Source organism: Paenibacillus sp. Paensp111 (assembly GCF_059492195.1).
Genome location: NZ_CP168527.1, coordinates 3,552,721 through 3,576,616 on the forward strand (window position 1 = coordinate 3,552,721; position 23,896 = coordinate 3,576,616).

The 23,896-nt window shown below is 49.0% G+C and carries 23 protein-coding genes and 1 riboswitch; of the genes, 5 read left to right on the forward strand and 18 right to left on the reverse strand.

Going from position 1 to position 23,896, the window contains the following annotated elements; all coding sequences use genetic code 11:
- Window positions 1-44: 44 nt before the first annotated feature.
- The 10 genes from ACEN86_RS16770 to ACEN86_RS16815 form a co-directional block, all read right to left on the reverse strand.
- On the reverse strand, window positions 45-815 hold the full coding sequence (locus ACEN86_RS16770) for a sigma-70 family RNA polymerase sigma factor (protein ID WP_127200283.1): 771 nt from the start codon (window positions 813-815) through the stop codon (window positions 45-47).
- Window positions 812-1,264 (reverse strand): anti-sigma B factor RsbW, encoded by a 453-nt coding sequence (gene rsbW, locus ACEN86_RS16775; protein ID WP_495631683.1) that lies wholly within the window; start codon window positions 1,262-1,264, stop codon window positions 812-814. Before rsbW ends, ACEN86_RS16770 begins: the two co-directional genes overlap by 4 nt.
- A gap of 18 nt (window positions 1,265-1,282) precedes the next feature.
- A complete protein-coding gene (locus tag ACEN86_RS16780; protein WP_495631684.1) occupies window positions 1,283-1,621 on the reverse strand; it encodes an STAS domain-containing protein in 339 nt (112 codons plus the stop codon).
- Window positions 1,622-1,731: 110 nt separating this feature from the next.
- Window positions 1,732-3,402, reverse strand: a complete 1,671-nt coding sequence (locus tag ACEN86_RS16785) for a response regulator (RefSeq protein WP_495631685.1) — start codon at window positions 3,400-3,402, stop codon at window positions 1,732-1,734.
- Between the two features lie 28 nt (window positions 3,403-3,430).
- Window positions 3,431-4,303: a CheR family methyltransferase gene (locus ACEN86_RS16790; RefSeq protein WP_495631686.1), complete on the reverse strand. Its 873-nt coding sequence runs from the start codon at window positions 4,301-4,303 to the stop codon at window positions 3,431-3,433.
- A gap of 64 nt (window positions 4,304-4,367) precedes the next feature.
- Window positions 4,368-8,027, reverse strand: a complete 3,660-nt coding sequence (locus tag ACEN86_RS16795) for a response regulator (RefSeq protein WP_495631687.1) — start codon at window positions 8,025-8,027, stop codon at window positions 4,368-4,370.
- The gene (locus tag ACEN86_RS16800) at window positions 8,011-9,192 is read right to left on the reverse strand and encodes a PP2C family protein-serine/threonine phosphatase (RefSeq protein WP_495631688.1); all 1,182 of its coding nucleotides are present in this window, start codon (window positions 9,190-9,192) and stop codon (window positions 8,011-8,013) included. The genes ACEN86_RS16795 and ACEN86_RS16800 overlap by 17 nt, the downstream gene beginning before the upstream one ends.
- A 193-nt stretch (window positions 9,193-9,385) precedes the next feature.
- Window positions 9,386-9,727 (reverse strand): YflT domain-containing protein, encoded by a 342-nt coding sequence (locus tag ACEN86_RS16805; RefSeq protein WP_495631689.1) that lies wholly within the window; start codon window positions 9,725-9,727, stop codon window positions 9,386-9,388.
- 104 nt (window positions 9,728-9,831) lie between these two features.
- Window positions 9,832-10,368: a hypothetical protein gene (locus ACEN86_RS16810; protein WP_495631690.1), complete on the reverse strand. Its 537-nt coding sequence runs from the start codon at window positions 10,366-10,368 to the stop codon at window positions 9,832-9,834.
- Between the two features lie 36 nt (window positions 10,369-10,404).
- A complete protein-coding gene (locus tag ACEN86_RS16815) occupies window positions 10,405-10,902 on the reverse strand; it encodes a DUF948 domain-containing protein (RefSeq protein ID WP_495631691.1) in 498 nt (165 codons plus the stop codon).
- 253 nt (window positions 10,903-11,155) lie between these two features.
- On the opposite strand from ACEN86_RS16815, the gene ACEN86_RS16820 reads away from it, so the two are divergent.
- Window positions 11,156-11,329, forward strand: a complete 174-nt coding sequence (locus ACEN86_RS16820; RefSeq protein ID WP_127200292.1) for a DUF1328 domain-containing protein — start codon at window positions 11,156-11,158, stop codon at window positions 11,327-11,329.
- A gap of 287 nt (window positions 11,330-11,616) precedes the next feature.
- Here ACEN86_RS16820 and ACEN86_RS16825 read toward each other — a convergent pair whose 3' ends face one another.
- Entirely contained in the window at window positions 11,617-12,177 is a 561-nt protein-coding gene (locus ACEN86_RS16825; RefSeq protein WP_495631692.1) for a hypothetical protein, read from the reverse strand.
- A gap of 153 nt (window positions 12,178-12,330) precedes the next feature.
- Between ACEN86_RS16825 and ACEN86_RS16830 the strand changes: the two genes are divergently transcribed.
- Window positions 12,331-12,699 (forward strand): hypothetical protein, encoded by a 369-nt coding sequence (locus ACEN86_RS16830; protein WP_495631693.1) that lies wholly within the window; start codon window positions 12,331-12,333, stop codon window positions 12,697-12,699.
- 157 nt (window positions 12,700-12,856) lie between these two features.
- Here ACEN86_RS16830 and ACEN86_RS16835 read toward each other — a convergent pair whose 3' ends face one another.
- Window positions 12,857-13,654, reverse strand: a complete 798-nt coding sequence (locus ACEN86_RS16835) for a C40 family peptidase (protein ID WP_495631694.1) — start codon at window positions 13,652-13,654, stop codon at window positions 12,857-12,859.
- Window positions 13,655-13,894: 240 nt separating this feature from the next.
- A complete protein-coding gene (locus tag ACEN86_RS16840; RefSeq protein WP_495631695.1) occupies window positions 13,895-14,815 on the reverse strand; it encodes a cation diffusion facilitator family transporter in 921 nt (306 codons plus the stop codon).
- 109 nt (window positions 14,816-14,924) lie between these two features.
- Here ACEN86_RS16840 and ACEN86_RS16845 point away from each other — a divergent pair, with 109 nt between their 5' ends.
- Window positions 14,925-15,113 carry a hypothetical protein gene (locus ACEN86_RS16845; RefSeq protein WP_127200297.1) on the forward strand — a complete coding sequence of 63 codons (189 nt, stop codon included), beginning with the start codon at window positions 14,925-14,927 and terminating at the stop codon, window positions 15,111-15,113.
- A gap of 54 nt (window positions 15,114-15,167) precedes the next feature.
- On the opposite strand, the gene ACEN86_RS16850 is transcribed toward ACEN86_RS16845, so the two are convergent.
- The 5 genes from ACEN86_RS16850 to ACEN86_RS16870 all read right to left on the reverse strand — a co-directional run bounded on the left by ACEN86_RS16850 (window position 15,168) and on the right by ACEN86_RS16870 (window position 20,485).
- Window positions 15,168-16,802 (reverse strand): ABC-F family ATP-binding cassette domain-containing protein, encoded by a 1,635-nt coding sequence (locus ACEN86_RS16850; RefSeq protein WP_495631696.1) that lies wholly within the window; start codon window positions 16,800-16,802, stop codon window positions 15,168-15,170.
- Window positions 16,803-16,887: 85 nt separating this feature from the next.
- Window positions 16,888-17,862: an MBL fold metallo-hydrolase gene (locus tag ACEN86_RS16855; RefSeq protein WP_495631697.1), complete on the reverse strand. Its 975-nt coding sequence runs from the start codon at window positions 17,860-17,862 to the stop codon at window positions 16,888-16,890.
- Window positions 17,863-17,995: 133 nt separating this feature from the next.
- Window positions 17,996-18,100: a cytochrome bd oxidase small subunit CydS family protein gene (gene cydS, locus ACEN86_RS16860; RefSeq protein ID WP_495631698.1), complete on the reverse strand. Its 105-nt coding sequence runs from the start codon at window positions 18,098-18,100 to the stop codon at window positions 17,996-17,998.
- Window positions 18,101-18,104: 4 nt separating this feature from the next.
- Entirely contained in the window at window positions 18,105-19,139 is a 1,035-nt protein-coding gene (locus tag ACEN86_RS16865; protein ID WP_495631699.1) for a cytochrome d ubiquinol oxidase subunit II, read from the reverse strand.
- Window positions 19,136-20,485: a cytochrome ubiquinol oxidase subunit I gene (locus tag ACEN86_RS16870; RefSeq protein ID WP_495631700.1), complete on the reverse strand. Its 1,350-nt coding sequence runs from the start codon at window positions 20,483-20,485 to the stop codon at window positions 19,136-19,138. The genes ACEN86_RS16865 and ACEN86_RS16870 overlap by 4 nt, the downstream gene beginning before the upstream one ends.
- 300 nt (window positions 20,486-20,785) lie before the next feature.
- Here ACEN86_RS16870 and ACEN86_RS16875 point away from each other — a divergent pair, with 300 nt between their 5' ends.
- Window positions 20,786-21,931: a conserved virulence factor C family protein gene (locus tag ACEN86_RS16875; RefSeq protein ID WP_495631701.1), complete on the forward strand. Its 1,146-nt coding sequence runs from the start codon at window positions 20,786-20,788 to the stop codon at window positions 21,929-21,931.
- 135 nt (window positions 21,932-22,066) lie between these two features.
- Window positions 22,067-22,263: riboswitch (Lysine riboswitch) on the forward strand.
- A 108-nt stretch (window positions 22,264-22,371) separates the two neighbouring features.
- The gene (locus ACEN86_RS16880; RefSeq protein ID WP_495631702.1) at window positions 22,372-23,835 is read left to right on the forward strand and encodes an amino acid permease; all 1,464 of its coding nucleotides are present in this window, start codon (window positions 22,372-22,374) and stop codon (window positions 23,833-23,835) included.
- The last annotated feature ends 61 nt before the right edge of the window (window positions 23,836-23,896 follow it).

Sequence of the window (23,896 nt, forward strand, 5' to 3'; positions counted from 1 at the left end):
GAATGGCGTGTCTTCAGGAGTCATTAGAGTTAATAAAGAACATATTAGGAACCCGAGTTCGACATGATCTGCTTAAGCTTCTCGGTGGCACGTTTTTGAATACGGGAGACACTCATTTGAGATACTCCAAGCTTCTGGGCAATCGCACGTTGGGATTGACCATCCTGGAACGCCAGAAGCAGTACACTTTGCTCCTGCTCTTTCAGCTGGCTAAGTGCCTGTTGAAGATCCATTCTTTTCTCAACCGTATCATAATCGTTAGCATCGGAGCTGATTAATTCTCCGAGGGTTGCCGTACTCTCATCCTGCGAGAGCGGTGAATCCAGAGAGACATAATGATAGCATTCCCGGCCGGCGAGCACTTCAATCGTCTCTTCCACCGAAAGATCCAGGAATGAGGCAATCTCCTTCACATCCGGAGACCGTTCGAGCTTGACGGTAAGCTCATCAATCGCCTGCTGAACCAAGGCGCCCTTCTCCTTGATTCGTCGCGGTACCTGGATATACCAGGATTTGTCCCGCAGGAAATTCTTCATGTGACCGATCATGCTCTTCATGGCATAAGGCTCGAAAGGGATACCCAGCTCGATATCGTACTGCTGAAGCAGCCGAATCAGAGCCATCTGTCCCACTTGATACAAGTCCTCATACAAGTCCGGACGGTTGCGGGCAATCTTGCCTGCAGCCATCTTCACCATAGGCTCATATTTCTTGATGAGTACGGTGGCAATTTCATTATCTTTGGTCTGCTGGTATTCCCAGATGAGACCGATTGCTTCATTCATCGACTCGGGGGGAGTCAGTCTATCCGTCATACCTTCTCCTCACTGCGAGCGAGGTTGCGGATGAGGACTACCTTTGTTCCTTTCCCTGCTTCGCTCACAACGCTCACGTCATCCATAAGCGCCTGCATTAAATAGAAGCCGAGACCACCGATTTGGGCATCGTCCAGATTTTTATCATGAAGCGTTACCCGATCGTCTGTTTTGTCCCACGAATCAAAGCTCTCCCCTTCATCTTTGACCGTAATTGACAATGAATCCGGCTTGATATCAAAAGTAACCTCGACCGTGCCATCCTCCTGCTTGTAGGCATAGAGAACCGAGTTGTTACAGGCTTCAGAGACTGCAACCTTCATATCTTCAATGTCCTCATAGGAGAAACCCATCTTGGAAGCAATCCCGTATAAATTCAATCTAACAATATCGACATAATCCGCCGTAGCCGGTAAATGTAATGTAACTCTTTGAACTTCGTCTTTCATTCTAACTTCGATCCTTTCCTATTGGGGATTCTCCTGTGAAGCAAAAAATTTAGCTATTCCGGTCATGTCAAACAACTTTTGAATTTGGGCCGGAACTTCCCGAACAAGAAACTGTGCGCTCATGCCATGTCTGGCCTTCAGTATAGATAACAAAATGCCAATGCCTGTGCTATCAATGTATTTCAAATCCTTGAGGTTAATCACCAAGTCAAGCTCCCCATCCCCTACAAGAGGTTCCATTACCTGTCTAAAGTCCGGAGCCACGGATAAATCCAGTTCTCCTTTTAAATAAACTGTGCAGGTACCGTCTTCTACCTGGGTAGTAGCGTTGAACTTATCATTCTTATTTGTATTCATAGACACTCTCTCCTGAAATATGTTTTCTTTTTCTTTAATGTGAACAGCCCATTCTACATTCATTAACCCAAAAGTGAGCTCGTGAACCAAAGCAATAAATTGCGGCTGGATTAGCTGCCTTTTAACTGCTCCATTTCGTCCATAGTTACCAGGTTCTCCGTATACTTGGTCAATATTTTCTTCAGGCTGCTAAGCTTGACGGGCTTACTGACGTAGTCGACCATCCCGGCCTCCAGACAGCGGCTTCTCGTACCTTCCATGACATTCGCGGTCATGGCAATGATCATCGGCGCCTGGTCCACCTGAGCTTCTGCACAAATCCGCCGGGTAGCTTCCAGTCCGTCCATAACCGGCATCTGCAGATCCATAAAGATATAGTCATAGCCTCCGGGCATTTGAGCCATCTCAATCGCCCGTTCACCATTCTCGGCCACGTCCGCAGTATAGCCGAGCTTGCGAAGCATACTCAGCATCAGCTTCTGATTAATCGGATGATCGTCCACGATCAGAACCCGTCTGGGAGACAGCAATTGAACAATTTCACTCCGATCTTCCAGATTTCCGTTGCTAAAATCCTCGGAGTGATCCTCATACTTTCCCACATTTACCGTAAAAATAAAGGTCGCTCCGTTCTCTTCCATTGATTCTACTCGAATCTCTCCGCCCATCATTTGAACGAGTGTACGGCAGATCGCAAGTCCCAGCCCAGTTCCTCCGTACTTACGGGTCATAGACGAATCAAGCTGGGAGAATGGCTTGAACAGCTTATCGATCTTCTCAGCCTGAATACCGATACCTGTATCTTTTACCGTGAACTCCAGAGACATGCGCTCGGCTTCCACATATTTTGGCGTAACGACCAGATAAATTCCGCCATGGTCTGTAAATTTGATTGCGTTTGAGATCAGATTGATCAAGATTTGACGTATGCGCCCTTGATCTCCGTAGATTACCGAAGGAATCTGTTCATCGATGAAGTAGACCAGCTCCAGATTTTTACGGCCTGCGTCCACCGAGAATAGATTGAACACCTCCTGGATCCCGCTCTGAAGCTCGAACGGAGTCTCTTCAAGCTCCATCTTGCCAGACTCCATCTTGGTGAAATCCAGGATATCGTTAATCACGGTTACCAGCGCGTCCGCACTCTTGCGAATGATATCCGTATATTCCTTCTGTTCGTCCTTAAGCTCCGTCTCCATCAGAAGATCAATCATTCCGATAACCCCGTTCATCGGCGTACGGATCTCATGACTCATCATGGCCAGGAACTCAGTCTTGGCTTTGGCTGCAATCTCCGCAGCCTCTTTGGCCTTGATCAATTCCTCGTTAATTTTCTCCAGTTCAAGGGTCTTCTGATGAAGCAGCATCGACTGTGTCTTATGCTTCTTGTTGGTCAGATACATACTGACGAACCCTTCGATCTTCGATCTTAAAATCTGGGGAATGAACGGCTTCACCATATAATCGATAGCACCTGCTGAGTACCCTGCGAACAGTTGGTCCGCTTCTTTGCTGTTGGCTGAGATGAAAATAATTGGAATGTCCTTCGTCTTGTCACGGGCTTTGATCAGCTTTGCCGTCTCAATCCCATCCATCCCCGGCATCTGCACATCAAGCACGATCACGGCGAATTCATCTTTCAGCAAGTGTCTAAGAGCCTCTTCCCCCGAGGTTGCCTTAACCAGATTGTACTGCTCACTATCGAGCACCGCCTCCAGAGCGAGCAAATTCTCGGGGCGGTCGTCTACCAGCAATATGTGAATTGGTTCGTGATACCCCATGGAATCCTCCTCAAAAATGGTGACAAATTTATTTGATCTTACGATAAATTTTCTCTGTCATGTCCATTGGCTCATAGCAGTCAGCAAAGTCTGTGAAATGAATGGATTCTTTCGAGCCTAACACCAGTACACCAAAGTGATTTAAACTTTCGTGAAACAATTTATGGACATGATTCCGAAGCTTGTCGTCGAAATAGATCATGACATTGCGGCAGAAGATCACATTGAACTCATTAAAGGAACCGTCTGTCGCCAGATTGTGTTCTGCAAACAGCATGTTCTTCCTTAGAAACGGCTGGAAAATTACCGAGTTATATTTCGCTGTATAGTATTCTGAGAACGACCGGGTGCCCCCAGCCGCCAGATAGTTCTTCGTATAGAGCTGCATTTTTTCAATATTGAAAATCCCTTCCTTTGCCTGAGCAAGGGAACGATCGTTCATATCCGTTGCGTAAATCCTCGATTTCTCATAAAGACCCTCTTCATGCAGCATAATGGCCATGGAGTATACTTCTTCTCCAGTTGAACATCCTGCGTGCCAGATCCGGATGTACGGATAGGTTCTGAGGATCGGAATTACCTTCTGGCGAAAAGTTTTGAACAGCTCAGGGTCCCTGAACATTTCCGTTACCGGAATGGATAAGTTATATACCAGTCTATCAAAAGAATCCCGGTCATGCAGCACCTTTTCCTGCAGGCTGGATACGGTCTTCAGATTCTCAGCATGAATACAGTGCCATATGCGGCGCCTGAGAGAGGGCATCGCATAATTCCGGAAATCGTAACCGTAGAGACGATGAATCCCCTCAAGCAGCAGTTCGATTTCGATGCTCTCCCGTTCATGGATATCTACTTCAAGAGGGGAGTGAACATCACCTTCGAATAAATGGTCTGGTGTCATGAATTTCATCCCCTGCCTTCGAATTCATCTTATCAAGTTAATCCTTATTACCCTATAATTCCGCTTACGAATACAACCAAACCCTCATTAATGATAAAAGCTGATCCGTTTGAATCGGCTTCTTCATATAATCCGAGGCTCCAGCTTCGATACATTTAAAGCGGTCATCCTTCATTGCTTTCGCTGTAAGGGCAATAATCGGGAGCTTCTCGAATTGCGGTATCTCACGGATCCGGCGCATCGCTTCATAGCCATCCATCTCCGGCATCATCATATCCATCAGGATCAGATCGAAGTCGCCCTGCTCTTCCAGAAGGTCGATCGCCTCCCTGCCATTCTCGGCAAAGACAACCTCCATTTGATATCCTTCAAGCACGCTGGAGAGCGCGAACACATTGCGGACATCATCATCCACCAGCAGAATCTTCTTGCCTTCGAACAGCTCCTCCTTGTTATGGAGCTTCCGCAGAATCTCCCGCTTCTCCTCAGGAAGATTCGCTTCTACCCGATGCAGGAACAAGGTCGTCTCATCAAGAAGACGTTCTGGCGACTTCACATCTTTGATAATGATAGACTCTGCATATTTCCGCAGCTCTGTCTCTTCCTTGCTGTCAAGTTCCTTCCCTGTGTAGATAATGATCGGCAGATCATGAAGGTTCTCATCATCTCGGATCTGATCAAGCAGAGCAAAGCCGGTCATATCCGTCAGCATCAAATCGAGCACCATACAGTCATAATGCTTGCTATGAAGCTCGCGAATCGCTTCCTCTCCGGAAGAGACGGCCGTAATGATGACATCATCATGTCCGACCAGCTCGATAATCGCCTGCCGCTGTACTTCATCATCTTCTACCACTAACAGGTGTTTCAAACTCTTGTCCATATAAGATTCTATGTGCGAGAACGCCCGCTCAAGACTTTCCCTTGAAGAAGGCTTCTGCAAATAAGCGATGGCCCCCATCTTCATGCCCTGCTTTACATCATCCACAACCGAGATGACGTGAACCGGAATGTGGCGGGTATCCGGGTTGCCCTTAAGCTCACCAAGAATGGACCATCCGTCCATGACAGGCAGCTGGATGTCCAGAATAACAGCATCCGGCAGATACGTTCTTGCCAGCTTCAGCCCCTCGTCACCTTGAGAGGTGGTCAAGGTTTTGAATCCATAGGCTTTCGCCATATCAATGAGGATCTTCGCAAAATTGAGATCATCCTCGACAATGAGCATCACTTTATCCTGCGGAGTAATGCTGTTTCGGTCATCAGGCAGGGTAAAGACTTTATCTCTCTCCTCATCCGTGCTGCTTGAATCCTTCTCTATAGGAGGCTGCTGCATAACTGGAGCCCTCGATGGTTTAGACGCACGTGAGTTCACAATCGGTGTAATCCCGTCCTTGGGAAGATATAGTATGAACTCGCTGCCTTCTCCTTCCTTCGTCTTCAGGGAAATCGCTCCGCCGAGCAGGGAAGCTAGGCCACGGCTGATGGAGAGTCCAAGACCTGTGCCTCCAAATCTGCGGCTGGTCGTGCCGTCCGCCTGCTGGAAGGCTTCAAAGATCAGGTCCGTCTTATCCTTCGGAATGCCAATTCCTGTGTCCTTAATGCTTAGAGCTAGGTATTCTCTGTCATGATCGAGATAGTAAGGAAGATCTTCGGAGCTCGCTGCGGAGACCTTAAAGCTTACTTCCCCCTCACTCGTGAATTTAAAGGCATTGGACAGCAGATTCCGTAGAATCTGCTTCACCCGGTAACCATCCGTTTGGATGGCATCAGGTACGCCCTCCTGGACTTGTGAATGAAGCTTGAGATTCTTCTTCAGCGCTACTTCTCTAAAGTTAGTGTCCACAAATCTCTCTAGTTCAGTAAAGCTTACTGACTCTTCATTAATCTCCATCTTGCCGGCATCCACTTTGGACAAATCAAGAATTTCATCAATCATCTTCAGCAGATCCGCCCCCGACATATAGATAGTCTGGGCATATTCCTTCTGCTTGAGGGTCAGATTCTCTTCCTTATTCTCAGACAGAAGCTGAGAGAGGATCAGCAGACTGTTAAGCGGCGTTCGCAGCTCATGGGACATATTCGCAAGAAATTCAGACTTATATTTGCTGGTAAGCGCAAGCTGGCTGGCCTGCTGCTCAAGCTGAAGCTTAGTCTTCTCGATTTCTTCGTTCTTCTCTTCCACTTCCTGAACCTGCTCCTGCAGGGCATGTGTCTTCGCAAGCAGTTCGGTATTGAAATGCTCCAGCTCTTCCTGCTGGCGCTGCAGCTGCTCTTCCGAACGCTTGAGCGCGAGAGTCTGCTCTTCCAGGTTTTCATTAGAGCGGCGAAGCTCCTCCTGCTGGCTTTGCAGCTCTTCGGACTGACATTGAAGCTCTTCGGCAAGAGTCTGAGACTCCCTAAGCAGTTCTTCAACTCTTAACCGGCCCATAATATTATTAAGAATGATACCCAGACTTACGGCCAGTTCCTTCAAGAGCTGCTTCTGAAGGTCGTTGAAATGCAGGAAATTCGCAATTTCAATAACACCCAGAACCTGATTTTCAAATATAACCGGATAGATCATAACTTCTGCTGGCTCAGCCTCCCCGAGTCCGGAGCGGATCGAGAGATAGCTATCCGGTAGCTTGACAAGTGTCAGCGGTTCTTTCGTGAGAGCTACCTGACCCACAAGCCCCTCTCCCAGCTTAAATGACTTATTGGGACGTCCTGCCTCATCCATGGCATAAGCTGCCGCCAGATGCACTTCATTGGGACTGTGCTCATCACTTTTTGTATACAGCGCCCCGTAGCGGCCGCCAAGTATAGGCGTGAATTCGGTAATGAACATTTGTGCCACTTGTTCAAGTGAATTGACACCCTGGAACAGCTCGGTAATCCGGGCTAAATTCGAATTCACCCAAGCCTGATCCTGCTGGGCCTGCAGATATTTCTTCTCGAGTTCCTGCTTCTCCTCCAGGTCCTCAGATAACTCCTGAAATACCCGGGCAACATCGCCAATCTCATCCTTATTGCTCACCTTAATACGTCTAATCGCCCTGAATTTCCCATTCCCAAAGCTCGTCATCATTTGGGACACGGTATTGAATCCTCTGGTGATACTCGGGATGATCCAGAGCATGATCCCAAGAGCCAGCAGCAGGCCTGCGGCCATTACTGCTACAGTGATCTGCACGGACTGCTCGTAGGCATCCCGGGCCGACCGAACTTCCTCTTCAATCTTCAAATCCTGATACGTGCTCAGCGAGTTAATGCTATCCACAATTTTATTCTGAAGGTCTATTCCCGTAGCATTGCGGAAGTTAATCGCACGGCTTCTGTCATTCTCACTGAATAAGGACAGCTGTTTGTCCAAGTACGCTTTGTACTGGTCCCATGCTCGGCTCACATTCGATATAATAAGCTTCTCTTCCGCACTGGAATTCTTATTCTTCGTTAGTGCGGAGAGACTTTCGTCCGCCTTACTAACATTGCCCATAATCTCAGGTGTTGCACTCTCAACGGAAAGGGATGGGTTAAGCAGCAGATTCGCCAGCTTCTTGGTCACTTCGTTAACCTGCCCGCGCATCTCTCCCGAGCTCCGTATATTCATATATCTCTGCTGATATACTTGATCGATCTGTTTCCGCATGAAATCCATTCGATCGTAACCAATAAAGGTTAAGACAAGCAGGATTGCCATGATTGACCCAAAGCCAATGACCAGCTTACTCTTGATTCTCATTCCGGCCTTCCCCTTTTTTTAGTGATATCCATACCAGACATTTATCATCTTCACGCTCCTGAGGACCGTGATCATCAAAGAACATTTCCTGCATTTTCGGAAGATCCAGTCTATGATCATCTGCTAGATGGGTAACGAGATATTCGATCTGATCATCCTGAGTGCCTTCCACAGCCTCAAGCAGTCCATCCGTATAGAGAACGATGTGTCCGTCCTCCTCATAGGTGATGGAGCGGGTCTCCGCATCTATTTTGTCAAATAGCCCCACTGGAGGACATCCTGTCTCCAACATAGTCACCGATCCATCTTCCATATATAGAAGCCCAGGCGGATGCCCCGCATTCACATAATCAATACGCTTGAACTTGGTGTCCACTACCAGATAGATCGCCGTAAAATAATACTGGACCAGTTGGCTGTCTATATGAAGCTGGCTGAATCTCCGATTGAGCTCCTGAATGACTTTCTCCGGCTCCACATAAGTATTGACTGTGTCCTTCAGAACCGAGGCAATGAACATACAGAATAACGAGGAAGAGATTCCGTGCCCCATCATATCCAGCAAAATAATACCGTATCTGCCTTCTCCCAGCGGATACCACGCATACAAATCCCCGGCAAGCTCGAATGAAGGCTTATACAGGGCATTAACCTCAAAGTAGGGATCATCAATGGGTGCGCTCAGCACCGCATGCTGAACCAGGCCTGCCAGCTTAAGCTCCTCCTGCAGACGCTGATCGCGTTCTTTATGCCAGTCCTTCTCCTGCTTCAAGCGCAGGGCAAGCCGTATGCGGGCCATAAGCTCAACCTTGTTAATCGGCTTGGTGACGTAATCGACAGCACCCGCATCCAGCGCCTCGGCCAGCTTCTTGGAATCTCCTACAGCGGTAACCATAATAATCGGAATATCCCTAAGCTCTTCATACTGCTGTACAATACGGCAAGCCTCTATACCATCCATCTCGGGCATCATCATATCAAGCAGAATCAAATCTATATCAGTGGCTGCGATTACCGCTCCCTGCCCGGTATGATCCAGACCAAGATGCTGGAACATTTCGAACGCGGAGGAGACAGCAACCGTATCCCGGTAATTTTCTTTTTTTAGAATTTCACGGACAATGATGATATTCGTCGGATTATCGTCCACAATTAAAATTTTCATAGCGCTCTCCCTGCATTTTATTCTTTCCCCTGGGACTTCAATCAGTTCAACTATATCATTTTCTTCACAAGCTGCTCAAAAAAATTAACGTTTATTAACATACATCTTCATATATCCCAAAATATAGATAAGGAATGAGGGAAAATCCCCATTCCTTATCTAAAAACCGACAAATTTTTCTTCATGCTCTATCTTATTTCCGGACAGCAATGACAAGCACCTTGCCCAGATCCAATTCTTTTTCGTAGAATTCTGCTTCGGTATCTGTAAAACCAAGAGAGACTATCTTGGAGCGCAGTTCATCCCCACGGGAGCGGAACAAGTTAGCCAGGGAATGAAATACTCCCTCTTCCTTGATTCCTACCTCCTGGGCATTCGTAGCATCCACGATTCGGTCCGTGCGCTCCTGATCATGGGCCAGTACATAAATATTCTCAGCCAGATAACCGGTAGAACCCAGCTCTTTGACAGTTTCCACTGCCTGAACTCCGTTTTGCACCACTTTTGCATAAGATTTAGTACTTTCTATACTCATGATATTTACACACTCCTTTACTAAATGCTGTTCATGCTCTGAATACCTAAATAGCCATTAACCCAATCTGCCGTCCCGTGAATCACCTTGCACCATTTACCAGGTCAGTCAAAAGCTCCAGCATCGAACAAATCAATGCCCTGTACAGCTCCTGCTGCGTCCCTGTATATCTTGATCGCGCTATATCCCCGGGTATATACATCGCCATCCTCGGCGGTATAATCAGCAGGTCCGAAAGCCCGGTTCAAAGAGGAGGGTTGAAGTGCAACCCACTGCTTATTCACCTTCATCTCCTTCGCATCAGCGCCCAGATGAACATAGTATACCTGACCGTCAAACAGTCCGACGGTGACATCCTTATAGTGATATTCCGTATAACCGGTCAGTTTGTCTAGGGTTACCTTATCAGGCTTCCCTTTCTTGCCGATTACATCCTCGGTCTGATCACTAAGCGAAATGTCATTCAAGGTATCCAATTCAGTCACTCGTTCGTGCCTCGTCCCAAAGTGTGCAAGAGAAGCCTGCACTACCCCAGGCGTGAACGAGGCGGCATTCGAATTCATTGCCATGTCATCAGCTGAGGGCGATGAACCGTTAAGGGGAGAAAGTAGTCCGATAAGCAGCAGAATTGCATTCAACATGAAGCTCACCCTTTCTTTATGCTGCCGGCCTTGCGATTAGTGGCGAAATTTCTGCCATGCGCCTGCGGCAAGATCAATCCATTTGGTCCAATTGCCTGAGTTCTTCTTGGAATAGGTTGCCTCATAACTTTGCACGGTCTTCTCCGAAGGCGTCTGCAAAGACATGCGTGCTGCATCCTTCGTGGAGATTCTCGCCTCAGGCGGCTTCTTGAATCTCTCAATTAAAGCTGTGGATACTTGTTTGGCACTAAGTGTGACCTCGTTCAAGATTTCGCCAACATTCTTCACGGTTTCAATGACCGGATCAATTTGCTTCATTTTGTGCTGTACATCCTCGGTAATCCCGTTCGCATGCCTCAGCACTTCTTTCACTTCATACGTAAGTTCATCAATCGTCTTCTGAACCTCCTGAAGCGTTTGGGATGTTTTATCAAGGGAATTCTCTGCTGCCTTCAGCGTTTTAATCAGGAAGATAACCAAGGCTACAAACGCTAAAGCAATAACGGCTACACTGAGCTGCCAAATAAGTGACATCAACATTACCTCTCTTTCTTTCCTCGTAAGCTTGTGTTACCCCATAGTTACCCCGAGCCGTTTTGGACGAAACAAAGGAAAATGCTGCCTAAAGCCTGACGGAGAGCGCGGTTGTTTCATTCCTAAACAGCTCGGTTAAAGATCATTACGAGGCGGGAACAACCCGCACCGAAGCTTTGTCCGAAAGCCCGGTTCTATACCGGATCTTCGGATAGAGGCTTTACTAATCTTCTATGAAAGAAGGTGGATCTTCATGTTAAAATGGTCCCTTATTTTTCTGGTCGTTGCCTTGATTGCAGGTATCTTCGGTTTCTTCAATCTAGTGGTGGCAGCAACAGCTTCTATAGCAAAAATATTGTTCTTCGTCTTCCTGGTTCTGTTCATTATCTCCCTCTTCACAGGTCGTAATGGACGCCGATCGCTTTAACCAGTAAGCTTTACTATTGAATTACTCATAAGGCAACCGCGTGAAATGTTCTTCCGATCGCTGTTGTCCCCAGAGTTCTTGATTAAATTTTCAAGGTAAAAATCCGGTCACAAAGGCGAGCGCTCCGCTTCTCCAGAATCATTTCACACTCTTGCCCAGGGGTAATTCTTAGTTCAACTTCAACGGCATATAACAATGCAAAAAGGCGATAATGACCAAGTGTCCAGTGGACCTTGGTCATTATCGCCTTTTTGTTCTGCTAACATATATTCTTTATTCTTTATTAATTATAAGATCCGCATAATCTCCAGCCAGTTCAAGGACAGTCTCGCTTCAATGGAGTCCTCATGAAAGATCATATCCTTAACCTTAATCATCTCGGGCAGCTCTTTGCCCGGCGGTACACTAACCTGCTTCAGTCCCAGCTGCTCAGGGGTTAACTTGATCCCCTTAATCTGCACTGAAACCGGAGTCAGTACAACAAGTCCCCCGGAGAAGTCCATATTATAGACTGCTTTTGCTCCGAAGGGTATAATTCCCCACTTTCCGTTGATATCCGCATCGATCCGGTTCCCATGCTGCTTAAACTCCGCACCTGTCACATCAACCGGTAGCTCACCTTTAGCTAAGTATTTCACCAGCTTCTGCTTGGCCATTCTGTTGAACTCATCGGCGTTAATATGGATGACCGGTTCACGAGTATCGATCATCTGGGTAATCTTCGCTTTCCAATCTAGTTCAGTGTAATCGAGATTCAGATCTTGTGTCGGACGGATGTATAGAATCACAGCTGTAACTGCCACAATAACTAGGATGAACGGGATGATTAACAACCATTTTTTCCTCATACTCTCCACTCTTTCTCTACTTAATCTTTTACACTTCGTTAATAAAAACACCTTAGGCCCAAAATAATTTTCCATAATTTGATTCTGAGGTCGCTTGGCTGGTTATTTAAAATATACAAAGCAACACCAAACATATCCTAGGGAGGAAATACAATGAAAAAACTAGCAGCAATCACAGCATCACTTGCTTTATCCGCAGCTTTCGCTACAGCGGCATCTGCAGACACAGCTCCAGTGACCACTACAAATTCGACAGGAACGACGACAACTACGTCCACCCCTGTAGTTACCTCAACAACAGTAAGCTCTCCCATTATCATCAATGATCTTATTGTAGCTAATCCTCCTAAAAAATGGGAAATCATGAAAGTAACTACATTCTATAAAGACCCTAACGGCAAAGCATGGGGCAAGCTCGATCCGCAAGTGCTGGAGCCAACCGGCCAAATTATCGGAGATTGGGTTGAAATCTACACTTGGCTGGGCAAAGGCTGGGTATGGGCACCAGAATATACTAAATAATATAACATAAAGCCAAGACCAACCAAAAACAGCCTTCCGGCGTTTACATAACTGAAACTAACCGGCCGGCTCCTATACAAATAACGCCCTACTCTGGCAAGAGACTTGATCTCTATGCTGAAGCAGGGCGTTTTGTATGAACTGCGAATGTAACGAATTATTGAAGCACACTTCCCCCAAATAAGAACCGCTTGGCCCATGAGCCGGTTAACGTATCTATGCGCACGCCTCCCGAGCTTACAGAATAAGTCTGGATCATTTGTCCGTTGCCGAGGTATACCCCCACATGATTAATCCGTTCGGTATCCTTATTAATCCCTTGGTATGCCGCATCCGAGGAACCCTTATAACTCATGAAGAAGATCAGATCGCCTGGTCGCAGTTCATTCAGATTATATACAGCTTTGCTGTTATCCTTAATCCACTGGCCCTGTGCTCTTGAATCGGCTGGTAGGATGATATTCAGAGCTTCCCGGTAGATTTGCCTTGAGAAGTCGGAGCAGTCGAAGGTATTCGTCGTATTTCGGTCTGAACCGAATTCATAGGGTGTACCCAGATACTTCTTGGCTGTTTGGAAAAGAAGCTCCAGCTTCTGCTCCCGCTCAATCTGAGCATCCGATTGCTGGGTATTCTCCGATTTGACTACCGTTCCGGAGTTCAGCTTGATGTACTTCTCCGATTTACTGACATATCCCGCCTGACCGCTGGACGTAAGCACTTTATAGAAATAAGGATTGTCCTTCGCCGTGATGCTGACAGTCTCTCCTGTCTCCAGCATTTTAATGATGCGGGCAGAAGTGGACGGACCGACCCGAAGGTTAACACCATATTGAATGGTTCCCGTAAGTCCGGCCTTCTGAACAGAAGCCGCAGCCTGTACGTGAGATGATGCAAGTATACCTGAGTTACCTAATAAAAGGGTGGTAATGAGTCCAATCGCCAAGCTCTTTTTCATGTTGAATCCTCCCTGGGATGTTCTAAGTTGTAAGTTGTCCGCCTAAAAAGGCACTTGTCCCATTTATCGGCATCACCAAGAGAACTCAACATATGTCTTTCTGCGCAAAATACACGGTAATGCTAACTACCTAACTTTTGCTTATGAACAGGCCTTAATGCCTACCTGACCACGAAAAAAGCTATTCCCTGGCCCAATGGCCCTGAAATAGCTGCTGATAATTCGGCATGTATTATTTCACTACCCCTGCTCGGCTTTCGTTATCTTCCGCGGGGTCTCTTCCGGCTCAGCGCCCTCCTGCTTCGGTTCTACGTGAACATGAACATTCATGACATTATGGCGCTCCACCATCTGCGCTTCGATGAGATCGCTGATCTCATGGCTTTCCGTAACGTTAAGTCGCGGGTCTACCTCAATAACGACATCGACCAGCACATGATTCCCATGGACCCGCGCCTTCACATCCTTAAGGCCTTCCACACCCGGAATCCGGGCAATAGAGCTACGCAGATCCTGCAGCTCATTCTCGTCGAAGCCGTCTGTAAGTCGGTATGTGGCATCCTTAAAGATCTCCCAGGCTGTCTTGCAGATAAGCAGCCCTACGGCGATAGCCGCTACGGTATCCAGCCAAGGCAAGCCGAACTGGGCGCCGAAGATTCCTATGGCCGCTCCGATACTTACAAATGCATCCGACAGGCTGTCCTTGGCGGTTGCCATCAGCGCCTGATTGTTAATTCTCTTGGCCAGTCTCCGGTTATACACATAGACTCCGAACATGCCGGCTGCACTCACAAGCGCGATAACCGCTGACAAAGGATCGGGAGCTGCCTTTCTTCCTTCGAACAACCCTCTCCCCGCTTCAATCAGCACCTGAATCCCTACCGTAGCCATAATGAAGGAAGCGAGCAGCACAGCTACGGTCTCGGCCCGGAAATGTCCATAGGCATGGTCTGAATCCGGCGGTTTCCTGGAAATACGAAGCCCGATCAGAATGGCCGTCGACGCAATGATATCCGTAACATTGTTGAACCCGTCTGCAAGCAGGGCGCTGGAATGAAATAAATATCCACTGATCAGCTTTAACGCGGACAGCAGCAGGTAGGCGGCAATACTGATGATGGCGCCGCGCTCTCCCTGTTTGATCTCTTTGTATGTATCCATTCCAAATGGCACCTCCAAAATCCAATATAACCATTATTCCCGTTGTCCAATGTTTTAAAAACGTATAAAATGAGATCAGCGCTCCCATCACGCAAAGGAGATGATAACGATGACAGAAGAGAATAAAGAGCCTAAAAAAATCGACCTCGCCGAAGCCATGAGGCTGAAATTACAGCAAAAGAAGCAGAATCAGGCTTCCAATAAACAAGGCCAAAGCGGAATGAATACCACCAAAACACTCAAAAGCCAAAACAACAAAAAACCGAACAACCAGCGCCGCCGCACCGGCGGATCTTAGGAGCCTCTAAAGAAAATGCTGTCCCTTAAACCCAAGGGACAGCATTTTTTATACTTATGAATTCAGAGTTCCTGCCGGGTACATTTCCTTGCGCAGCTGCTGAATTTCCTCATTCTCCAAATACTCGTCATAAGACATTTGGCGATCAATTACGCCATTCGGCGTAATCTCAATAATCCGGTTGGCAATGGTCTGAATGAACTGATGGTCATGAGAGTCGAACAGGATCGTGCCGTCAAAGTCAATCAGGCCGTTATTGAGGGCCGTAATGGATTCGAGGTCCAAGTGGTTCGTAGGCTCATCGAAGATCAGCACGTTCGCACCGTTGAGCATCATCTTCGCCAGCATGCAGCGAACCTTCTCTCCACCGGAGAGTACGCTTGCCTTCTTCAAGGCTTCCTCGCCGGCGAACAGCATACGTCCAAGGAATCCGCGCAGGAAGGTCTCATCCTGGTCATTGGAATATTGGCGCAGCCACTCGACAAGGTTCAGATCCACCCCGTCAAAGTAAGCCGAGTTGTCCTTAGGGAAATACGCCTGGGAAGTGGTAACGCCCCAGTTATACTCACCTGCGTCCGCCTCAGTCTCACCCATGATGACTTGGTATAAAGTCGTCTTCGCAAGGCCATCCGGGCCCACGAAAGCGATCTTGTCGCCTTTGTTCACCACAAAGCTGACATTGTTCAGTACCGTTTCACCTTCAAGAGTCTTGGTGATGCTGTCTACCGTCAGAAGCTGCTTACCTGCTTCACGCTCGGCTTTGAAGTGAAGGAACGGATATTTCCGGTTGGAAGGACGAATATCATCCAGTGTAATCTTGTCGAGCTGCTTCTTACGGGAAGTTGCCTGCTTCGACTTGGAAGCGTTGGCCGAGAACCGCTGAATGAACGCCTGCAGTTCCTTGATCTTCTCTTCCTTCTTCTTGTTGGCATCCCGAGTTAATCTAAGGGCCAGCTGGCTGGACTCATACCAGAAATCGTAGTTACCCACATACAGCTGGATTTTGCCGAAATCGATATCCGCAATATGTGTACATACCTTGTTCAGGAAGTGACGGTCATGGGATACCACAATAACAGTGCCTTCATAATCAAGCAGGAAGTTCTCCAGCCAAGCGATAGAATCAATGTCCAAGTGGTTGGTAGGCTCATCGAGCAGCAGGTTGTTCGGAGTACCGAACAGCGCTTGGGCAAGCAGGACACGGACCTTCTCGTTACCGCTAAGCTCGCTCATCTTCTTATCATGCAGGTCCTTCTCGATACCAAGACCAATCAAGAGTGAAGCCGCGTCGGATTCCGCATTCCAGCCGTCCATTTCCGCAAATTCGCCTTCCAGCTCACCAGCACGAAGACCGTCCGCCTCGGAGAAGTCGGCTTTGGCATACAGCGCATCCTTCTCTTTCATGATGCTGTACAGACGGGCATGACCCATAATCACCGTCTCAAGAACCGGAAATTCATCATATTCGTAGTGATTCTGCTTCAGAACCGCCATACGTTCGCCCGGAGTCATATGAACATCACCTGTGTTAGGCTCAATTTCTCCAGACAGAATCTTCAGGAACGTAGATTTGCCGGCGCCGTTCGCACCGATCAGACCATAGCAGTTCCCAGGCGTAAACTTTATATTTACATCTTCGAAAAGTGCTCGTTTTCCGTAACGGAGCGTTACACCACTTGTACTGATCATTAATCATTACCATCCTTTATCTGCTTAGTTCGTTCCATCTAGCTCATCATTATAGCATAGAAATCCCCTGCACAGGGAACTAACCTCAGCGGGATGGTGTTTCGGATGGCTTAAGCTTCGGATACCGAAGGGTCTCCCCGTACAGCAGCACACGAATCGCCTCTTCCGGTATGCCCCGTTTCTTGCGTTCGGCTTCCATGCGGTCCAGCGCTTCCCGCGCCGTATCATCAGCCAGCTTGAAGGTACCGTAATGCATCGGCACCATCGTCTTGGCCTTGACATCCAGGAAAGCCTGGATGGCCTCTTCGGGATTCACATGCTGTGAGGTCATGAACCATTCCGGCTCATAGGCCCCGATCGGCATCAGCGCAACATCGATATTGTAGCGCTCCCCGATATCCTTGAATCCTTTGAAATAACCGCTGTCTCCCGCAAAATAAATCACAGGATCTGACTGCCCCTGCTGCTGCGGAGAATCTATCTCCATAACAAAACCTCCCCAATGGGAAGTATTCGTATCGAAAGGGGTACGCCGTGTCCAGTGCTGAGTCGGGACGAAGGAGAATTTCACATTCTTCACCGTCACATCCTCCCACCATTTCATCTCCTCGCAGCGGCTGAAGCCTTTGCGTTCCATCTTGCGCTTCAGTCCTACGGGGACCAGAATGGTCGTACGGGCTCCATATAATTTGCGGATCGATGACACATGCATATGATCATAATGAGAGTGGGAGATCAGGATGATGTCCACTTCCGGAATTTCTTCAATCGGGATGCCCGGAGATCCAAGCCGGCGCTGAAAAGCCATTCTTGGGGCCCATACCGGGTCGGTCACAATGTTGAGTCCCTGATACTGAATCAGGAAGGTTGAATGCCCGATCCAGGTAATCGTGGTATCTACCCGGTTATTTTTCAAATATTCAATTTCTGGTTCCGAGTTAGGAATAACATAGGAGTAATCCTTTTTCTTCCTGCGGCGCTCTTCGCGCCATTGGCTGAACTGTTTGAGTGTTTTATCTGTACTTACATTATCGATATTGTTAAAGCGGTGTCTGGGCATGAAGAGGGCTCCTCCCTTCCTATTTCCCTGTATAGTCTGATAAAAGGTTTCCCTGTTCCATCGCCTTTCTTTCATCTTAACCTACTATTACCCCGAATTCCAAATTCCCTAGCAGGTGACTTTCAGCTTCTAATTATTCCCCGGAATCCTTGTATTTCACTGCGTACACAAACAAGAATAGAATCGCTCCGGCCACCACCAGCTGGGGAGCATACATCATCATAAAATGCTCAATCATATGTCTATGACCCTTTCTTCGGTGAATTCCCGCGAATATACCGGGCATCGAACAGGAACAGTCTCATCAGCAGAACCAGGGAAGGGACGAGCAGGATGAACCCGGCAATGAACGCGGCAAGCAAGGCCGTAGCCATAGCTTCATTCGTGAAATTCTGATAGATGTTGACATACTTGTAGAGGACGTATGGCAGATGTGATTGTCCATACCCATACCAGGCAAAGGCGAACTGAAGCAGAACCAGGATAAAGGACCAGCCGAGGCTTCGTCTCCGCCATACCAGATATACTGCGCCCAGGAAGCACACCAGAGAAGCCACGAACATCCATGCGATGTGGAGCATGTTCTGAAAGTGCTCCGGGTTCTGCCTGTTAATCTGGAAGAAAGCGAACACACTGGCCAAAATGGTAGGTCCGCTCCAGAAGAGCGCATACCTCCGCAGAATTTCAAAAGCTATCATATCCTCTGCCTTGGAGGCATAATAGCTGAGGAACATCGCCGAGATATACAGCACCGAGACGATGGCCAGCAGAACGACCGACCAGGTATACGGATTCGAGAAGAACGCTCCCCAATTGAGCAGCACCAGCCCTCTCTGCTCCTCAATGATTCCTCCTTCCGATAAGGCCAGAACGGTAGACAGTGCCGCCGGAATCAATAGACCCGTGGCCCCATACAGCGCCATGTATACCCTATTCCCATTATTTGAAATGCCGTAAGTGTTATAGGCATAATAGACAGCGCGGATCGCCAGCAAAATAATCACAATACTTCCCGGTACAAGCAGCGCAGTCCCATAATAATAGGCAGACTCCGGAAAGAAACCGATCAACCCGATTTCAAAAAATATCAGAAATACATTCGTGACCTCCCATACCGGAGACAGATACCTCTGAACAACCCGGTGCACCTTGTTCTTATGCCCGGTCGATACACTGTAGAAGCTGAAGAACCCTGCCCCAAAGTCGATGGAAGCCACAATCAAATACCCATACAGAAAGGTCCACAGCACCGTAATGCCAAGAATCTCATAGCTCATTTCAACCCACCGCCTTCCGGATAAAGCTCCCGCAGTTCTTCTTCCACATTTTTGTTACGGAACATCTTCCCCAGCACCTTGAGACAAGAGACACACAGGACCAGATACAGCAGCACGAACAGCACCAGCATCCAAGGCACGTTCGTTGAGGTGGTTGCCCCTTCAGATACCCGCATGTAGCCGCGTAGAATCCAGGGCTGACGGCCAACCTCGGCAAAAAACCATCCTAGCTCGACAGCCACAAATGCAAGCGGAGCGAGAGCAACGATTCCGATCAGCAGCCATTTAGGCACGGACCCTCGCATTCCGGGGATTCTTTTGCGCAGCATATAGATGAAAGGAATGAGAATCAGCATGATCCCATTCGTAACCTTAAGATCGAACATATAGTGGATACTGAGCGGAGGAATGTTCTCCTTAGGGAATTCATTAAGCCCGATCACGGTCATATTCGGCGAACTGCCAGCCAGGATGCTCAGCGCATAAGGGATCTTGATCGCATATTTGACCTGATTGTTCTTATCCAGAATCCCTCCATAAATAAGCGGTGCCTTATCTCTTGTATCAAAGTGCCACTCCGCTGCCGCAAGCTTCTCGGGCTGATACCTGGCCAGATACTTGCCTGAGAAATCACCAATCACGGCTGTCGCCAAAGCAAATACAAAAGAAGACACGACCGTGAGCTTAAGCGCCTTTTTGAAATAGACATGCCTCCGCCCTTTAAGCAGACTGAAGGCAGCAATAGCGGCCAGCAGACAGGCACTGACGGTATAGGAAGAAGCGATAACATGTGATACTTTCGTGGGTGTAGCGGGGTTGAACATCGCCATCAGCGGGTTCACATCGGTGAACACTCCGTTCTTCAGGGTGAACCCCTGGGGCATGTTCATGAAGGCATTCATGGACGTAATGAAGAAGGCCGAGGCGGTAGAGCCAATAGCCGTTGGAATCAGCAGCAGCAGATGCAGATATTTGTTGCGGAACCGGTCCCAGGTATACAAATAGATGCCCAGGAAGATAGCTTCAATAAAGAACGCGAACGTCTCCATGAACATCGGGAGAGCAATGGCCCTTCCGGCAACGCGCATAAATGTTGGCCAGAGCAGGCTGAGCTGCAGTCCGATCGCCGTACCTGTAACCACCCCTACGGCAACCGAGATTACGAAACCCCGCGCCCATCTGCGCGCGAGCAGGATATAATGAGGGTCCCCGGTACGAATTCCCCTCCATTCGGCCAAGGCCATCATGACAGGCAGCCCAACCCCAACCGCTGCCAGATTAATATGAACGAACAAGGTGAGTCCGGTCAGAATCCGGCTCATCATTACCGGGTCATTGAGTGACATCAACATTCATCTCCTGTTAACTTAGTGGTAATGCAGGTACCTGATAAAACTGCGAATCGTTCCAGCGAGCATAATTATCGTGACGATGAGACATACCAGGACCAGCTTTCTCTCCTGCTTCAAGAACACTTTCCCATCCACCCTTCACGTTCCATTCGGCTTGTTTCAGTTTTCCGCCGGCATCTCCTATTTATTCCACAAAGTTCAAGGTTTTACGCGGAGTCTCGGTCTATACTTAGGAATACTTCGGCAATTGTTGTAAAATAGACACAACACCCCAAAAGGAGATGTCATTCGTCTATGAAAATCAAATTTATCGAACCGACCCCAAGTCCCAATACGATGAAGCTTCATCTAGATGAGACACTGGCCCCGGGCCAGCGCAAAACATATACGTCTGATAACGAACGCTCTGCTCCAGCCTGGATTCAGCAGATGCTGCATATTCCCGGCGTGAAGAGCATCTTTCATACCGCGGACTTCATCGCCCTAGACCGTAAAGGCAATGCCGACTGGTCCGCCATTCTAGCCAGCGTGCAGGAACAGTTCGGCCAGGAAGGCATGGAATCTGCCTGGAAGCCGGATGAAGAAGCCACGAACACAGGCTACGGCGAAGCCCAGGTGTTCGTTCAGTTCTTCCGCGGCATTCCGATGCAGGTGCGCGTGAAATCCGGCTCCCTTGAGGAGCGGATCTCGCTGCCTGAACGCTTCGTGAATGCGGTGACTGAGGTCGCCAGCGCGACCCTGATCAAAGAGCGCAAGCTCGTAGATTATGGCGTCCGTTATGGCGAGCTTGCAGATATTGCCCGCGAGATCGAGCAAGAGATCGAAGCGGCCTTCCCTCCAGAGCGGCTTGCAGATGTGATCCGCCAGGCCATTGCCCATGGCCGCAGCGAGAGCGAATTCGTTGAGGAGCGCCGCGAGCTCAGCCTCCAAGAGGTGCAGGAGCGCATGCAGAGCGGCGACTGGCGCGTGCGCTACGCCGCGCTCGATGCGCTGCAGCCGAGCGAAGAGGCGCTGCCGCTGCTGGCGGAAGCGCTGCGCGACCCGCAGATGCAGCTGCGGCGGCTCGCCGTGGTCTACCTCGGCGACATCCGGACGCCGGACGCCATGGCGCTGCTCTTCGAAGCGCTGCGCGACAGCTCCGCCGCCGTGCGCCGGACGGCAGGCGACACGCTCTCGGACATCGGCGACCCGGCCGCTACCGGGCCGATGACCGAGGCCTTGTCCGACCGCAGCAAGCTGGTGCGCTGGCGGGCCGCGCGCTTCCTGTACGAAGTCGGGACGGACGACGCTAGGGAAGCGCTGGAAGCGGCAGCAGATGACCCCGAATTCGAGGTCAGTCTGCAGGCGCGGATGGCGCTGGAGCGTATCGAGTCCGGCGAGCAGGCAGCGGGTACGGTCTGGCAGCAGATGGCCCGCCGCGGCGAGGGCGGAGTGTCATAAATACGTCTTTATTTTGCATAAATTGTCTGTTGCTGTTCAGTTTTTGTTGATTTATACTGAATGAAGTTTCAGATTCAGATGATGATAGTTGATGGAAGATACAATTGAATATTACCTCATCATTTCCTAGTTTCAGGGTGAGGTAGAGGTCGCGGCAGTTGAAGAGTAGACCGGGGAAGGCGTATAAGGACGCTGTTGATCCCGGGGTGAAAGGCAGTGCCGCCGAAGCAGAGTTGTTCCTCTATACCATTTCTGCTGGGGCTGTTACCGAAAGGGACAGAACTGTCACGTTCGTCTATACCAACGGATGAACGTGTTGAGCTATCTTTATTTTGAAGGTATGATGCGGGTATTAGATACGAAGCCGCGGAAATTTCTTCCGTGGCTTCTTCGTGCTTCCTTGAGACTTATCTCTTCACTCTATATTAAGGAGAATTTTTATGAGCAACCGTAAAGTAGATACTGTATCGCTCAAGGCTGGACTTAAAGCCCGCCATATGACGATGATTGCCCTCGGGGGTTCCATCGGAACAGGGCTGTTCCTGGCAAGCGGCGGAGCCATTGCCTCCGCAGGTCCCGGAGGCGCCCTGCTCGCTTATGCCGCAGTCGGCATCATGGTCTATTTCCTGATGACCAGTCTTGGTGAGATGGCCACTTATATGCCGGATTCCGGATCGTTCGGCACCTATGCCACCCGCTTTGTAGATCCTTCGCTTGGCTTTGCGCTGGGCTGGAACTTCTGGTATAACTGGGCGATTACCATCGCGGCCGAGCTTTCTGCGGCGACCTTGATTATCAAATACTGGTTCCCGGACAGCAACTCGTTCTGGTGGAGCTTGCTGTTCCTGGCCGTGATCTTCGCCCTGAACATCCTGTCAGTCAAAGGCTATGGGGAGTCCGAATACTGGTTCGCCATCATCAAGATTGCTGTCGTTATTATTTTCCTCGCAGTCGGCGTATTGATGATCATTGGGATTATCGGCGGCGAGACCGTTGGATTCAAGAACTTTACGATTGGAGATGCTCCATTCCATGGCGGATTCTTCGCCTTCCTCGGCGTGTTCATGGCTGCGGGCTTCTCCTTCCAGGGTACGGAGCTGATCGGGGTTGCCGCCGGAGAAAGTGAGAACCCTCGTCAAAATGTACCCAAAGCGATTCGCCAGGTGTTCTGGCGCATTCTGATCTTCTACATTCTGGCGATCACTGTTATCAGCTTGATCATCCCTTACACCAATCCGGACCTGCTGAAGAGCGGTGTGGATAACATCGGAGTCAGCCCGTTCACGCTGGTATTCGAGAAGGCAGGACTTGCTTTTGCGGCTTCGGTCATGAACGCGGTTATCCTCTCTTCCGTGCTGTCAGCCGGTAACTCGGGTATGTATGCTTCCTCCCGCGTCCTGTATGGTCTTGCCAAGGAGGGAAAGGCTCCGAAATTCCTGGCCAAGCTGAATCACCGAGGAATTCCGGTGAATGCGCTGCTGCTGACAACGCTGGTCGGCATGGTCGCATTCCTGGCATCCCTGTTCGGTGACGGAGTAGTGTACTCCTGGCTGCTGAATGCCTCCGGGATGTGCGGCTTTATTACCTGGCTCGGCATCGCCATCTGTCATTACCGCTTCCGGCGGGCCTATGTGGCTCAGGGACGGGATCTGAACAAGCTGCCTTATAAAGCACGCTGGTTCCCATTTGGCCCGCTGTTTGCTTTTGTACTCTGCTTTATCGTTATTATCGGTCAGAGCTACACCGCCATCTCGGAGAACGGGATCGACTGGTACGGCATTCTTGTCTCCTATGTCAGCATACCGCTGTTCCTGATCGTATGGCTCGGGTACAAATGGACCAAGCGCACCAAAGTCATTCCGCTGGAGCAGTGTGATGTGACCACAGGTGCCCATATAGATTAACGAACTCTTTATACACACCGCACAACACAAAGGGAATGTCCACCGGCTGTATGGCCCGTAG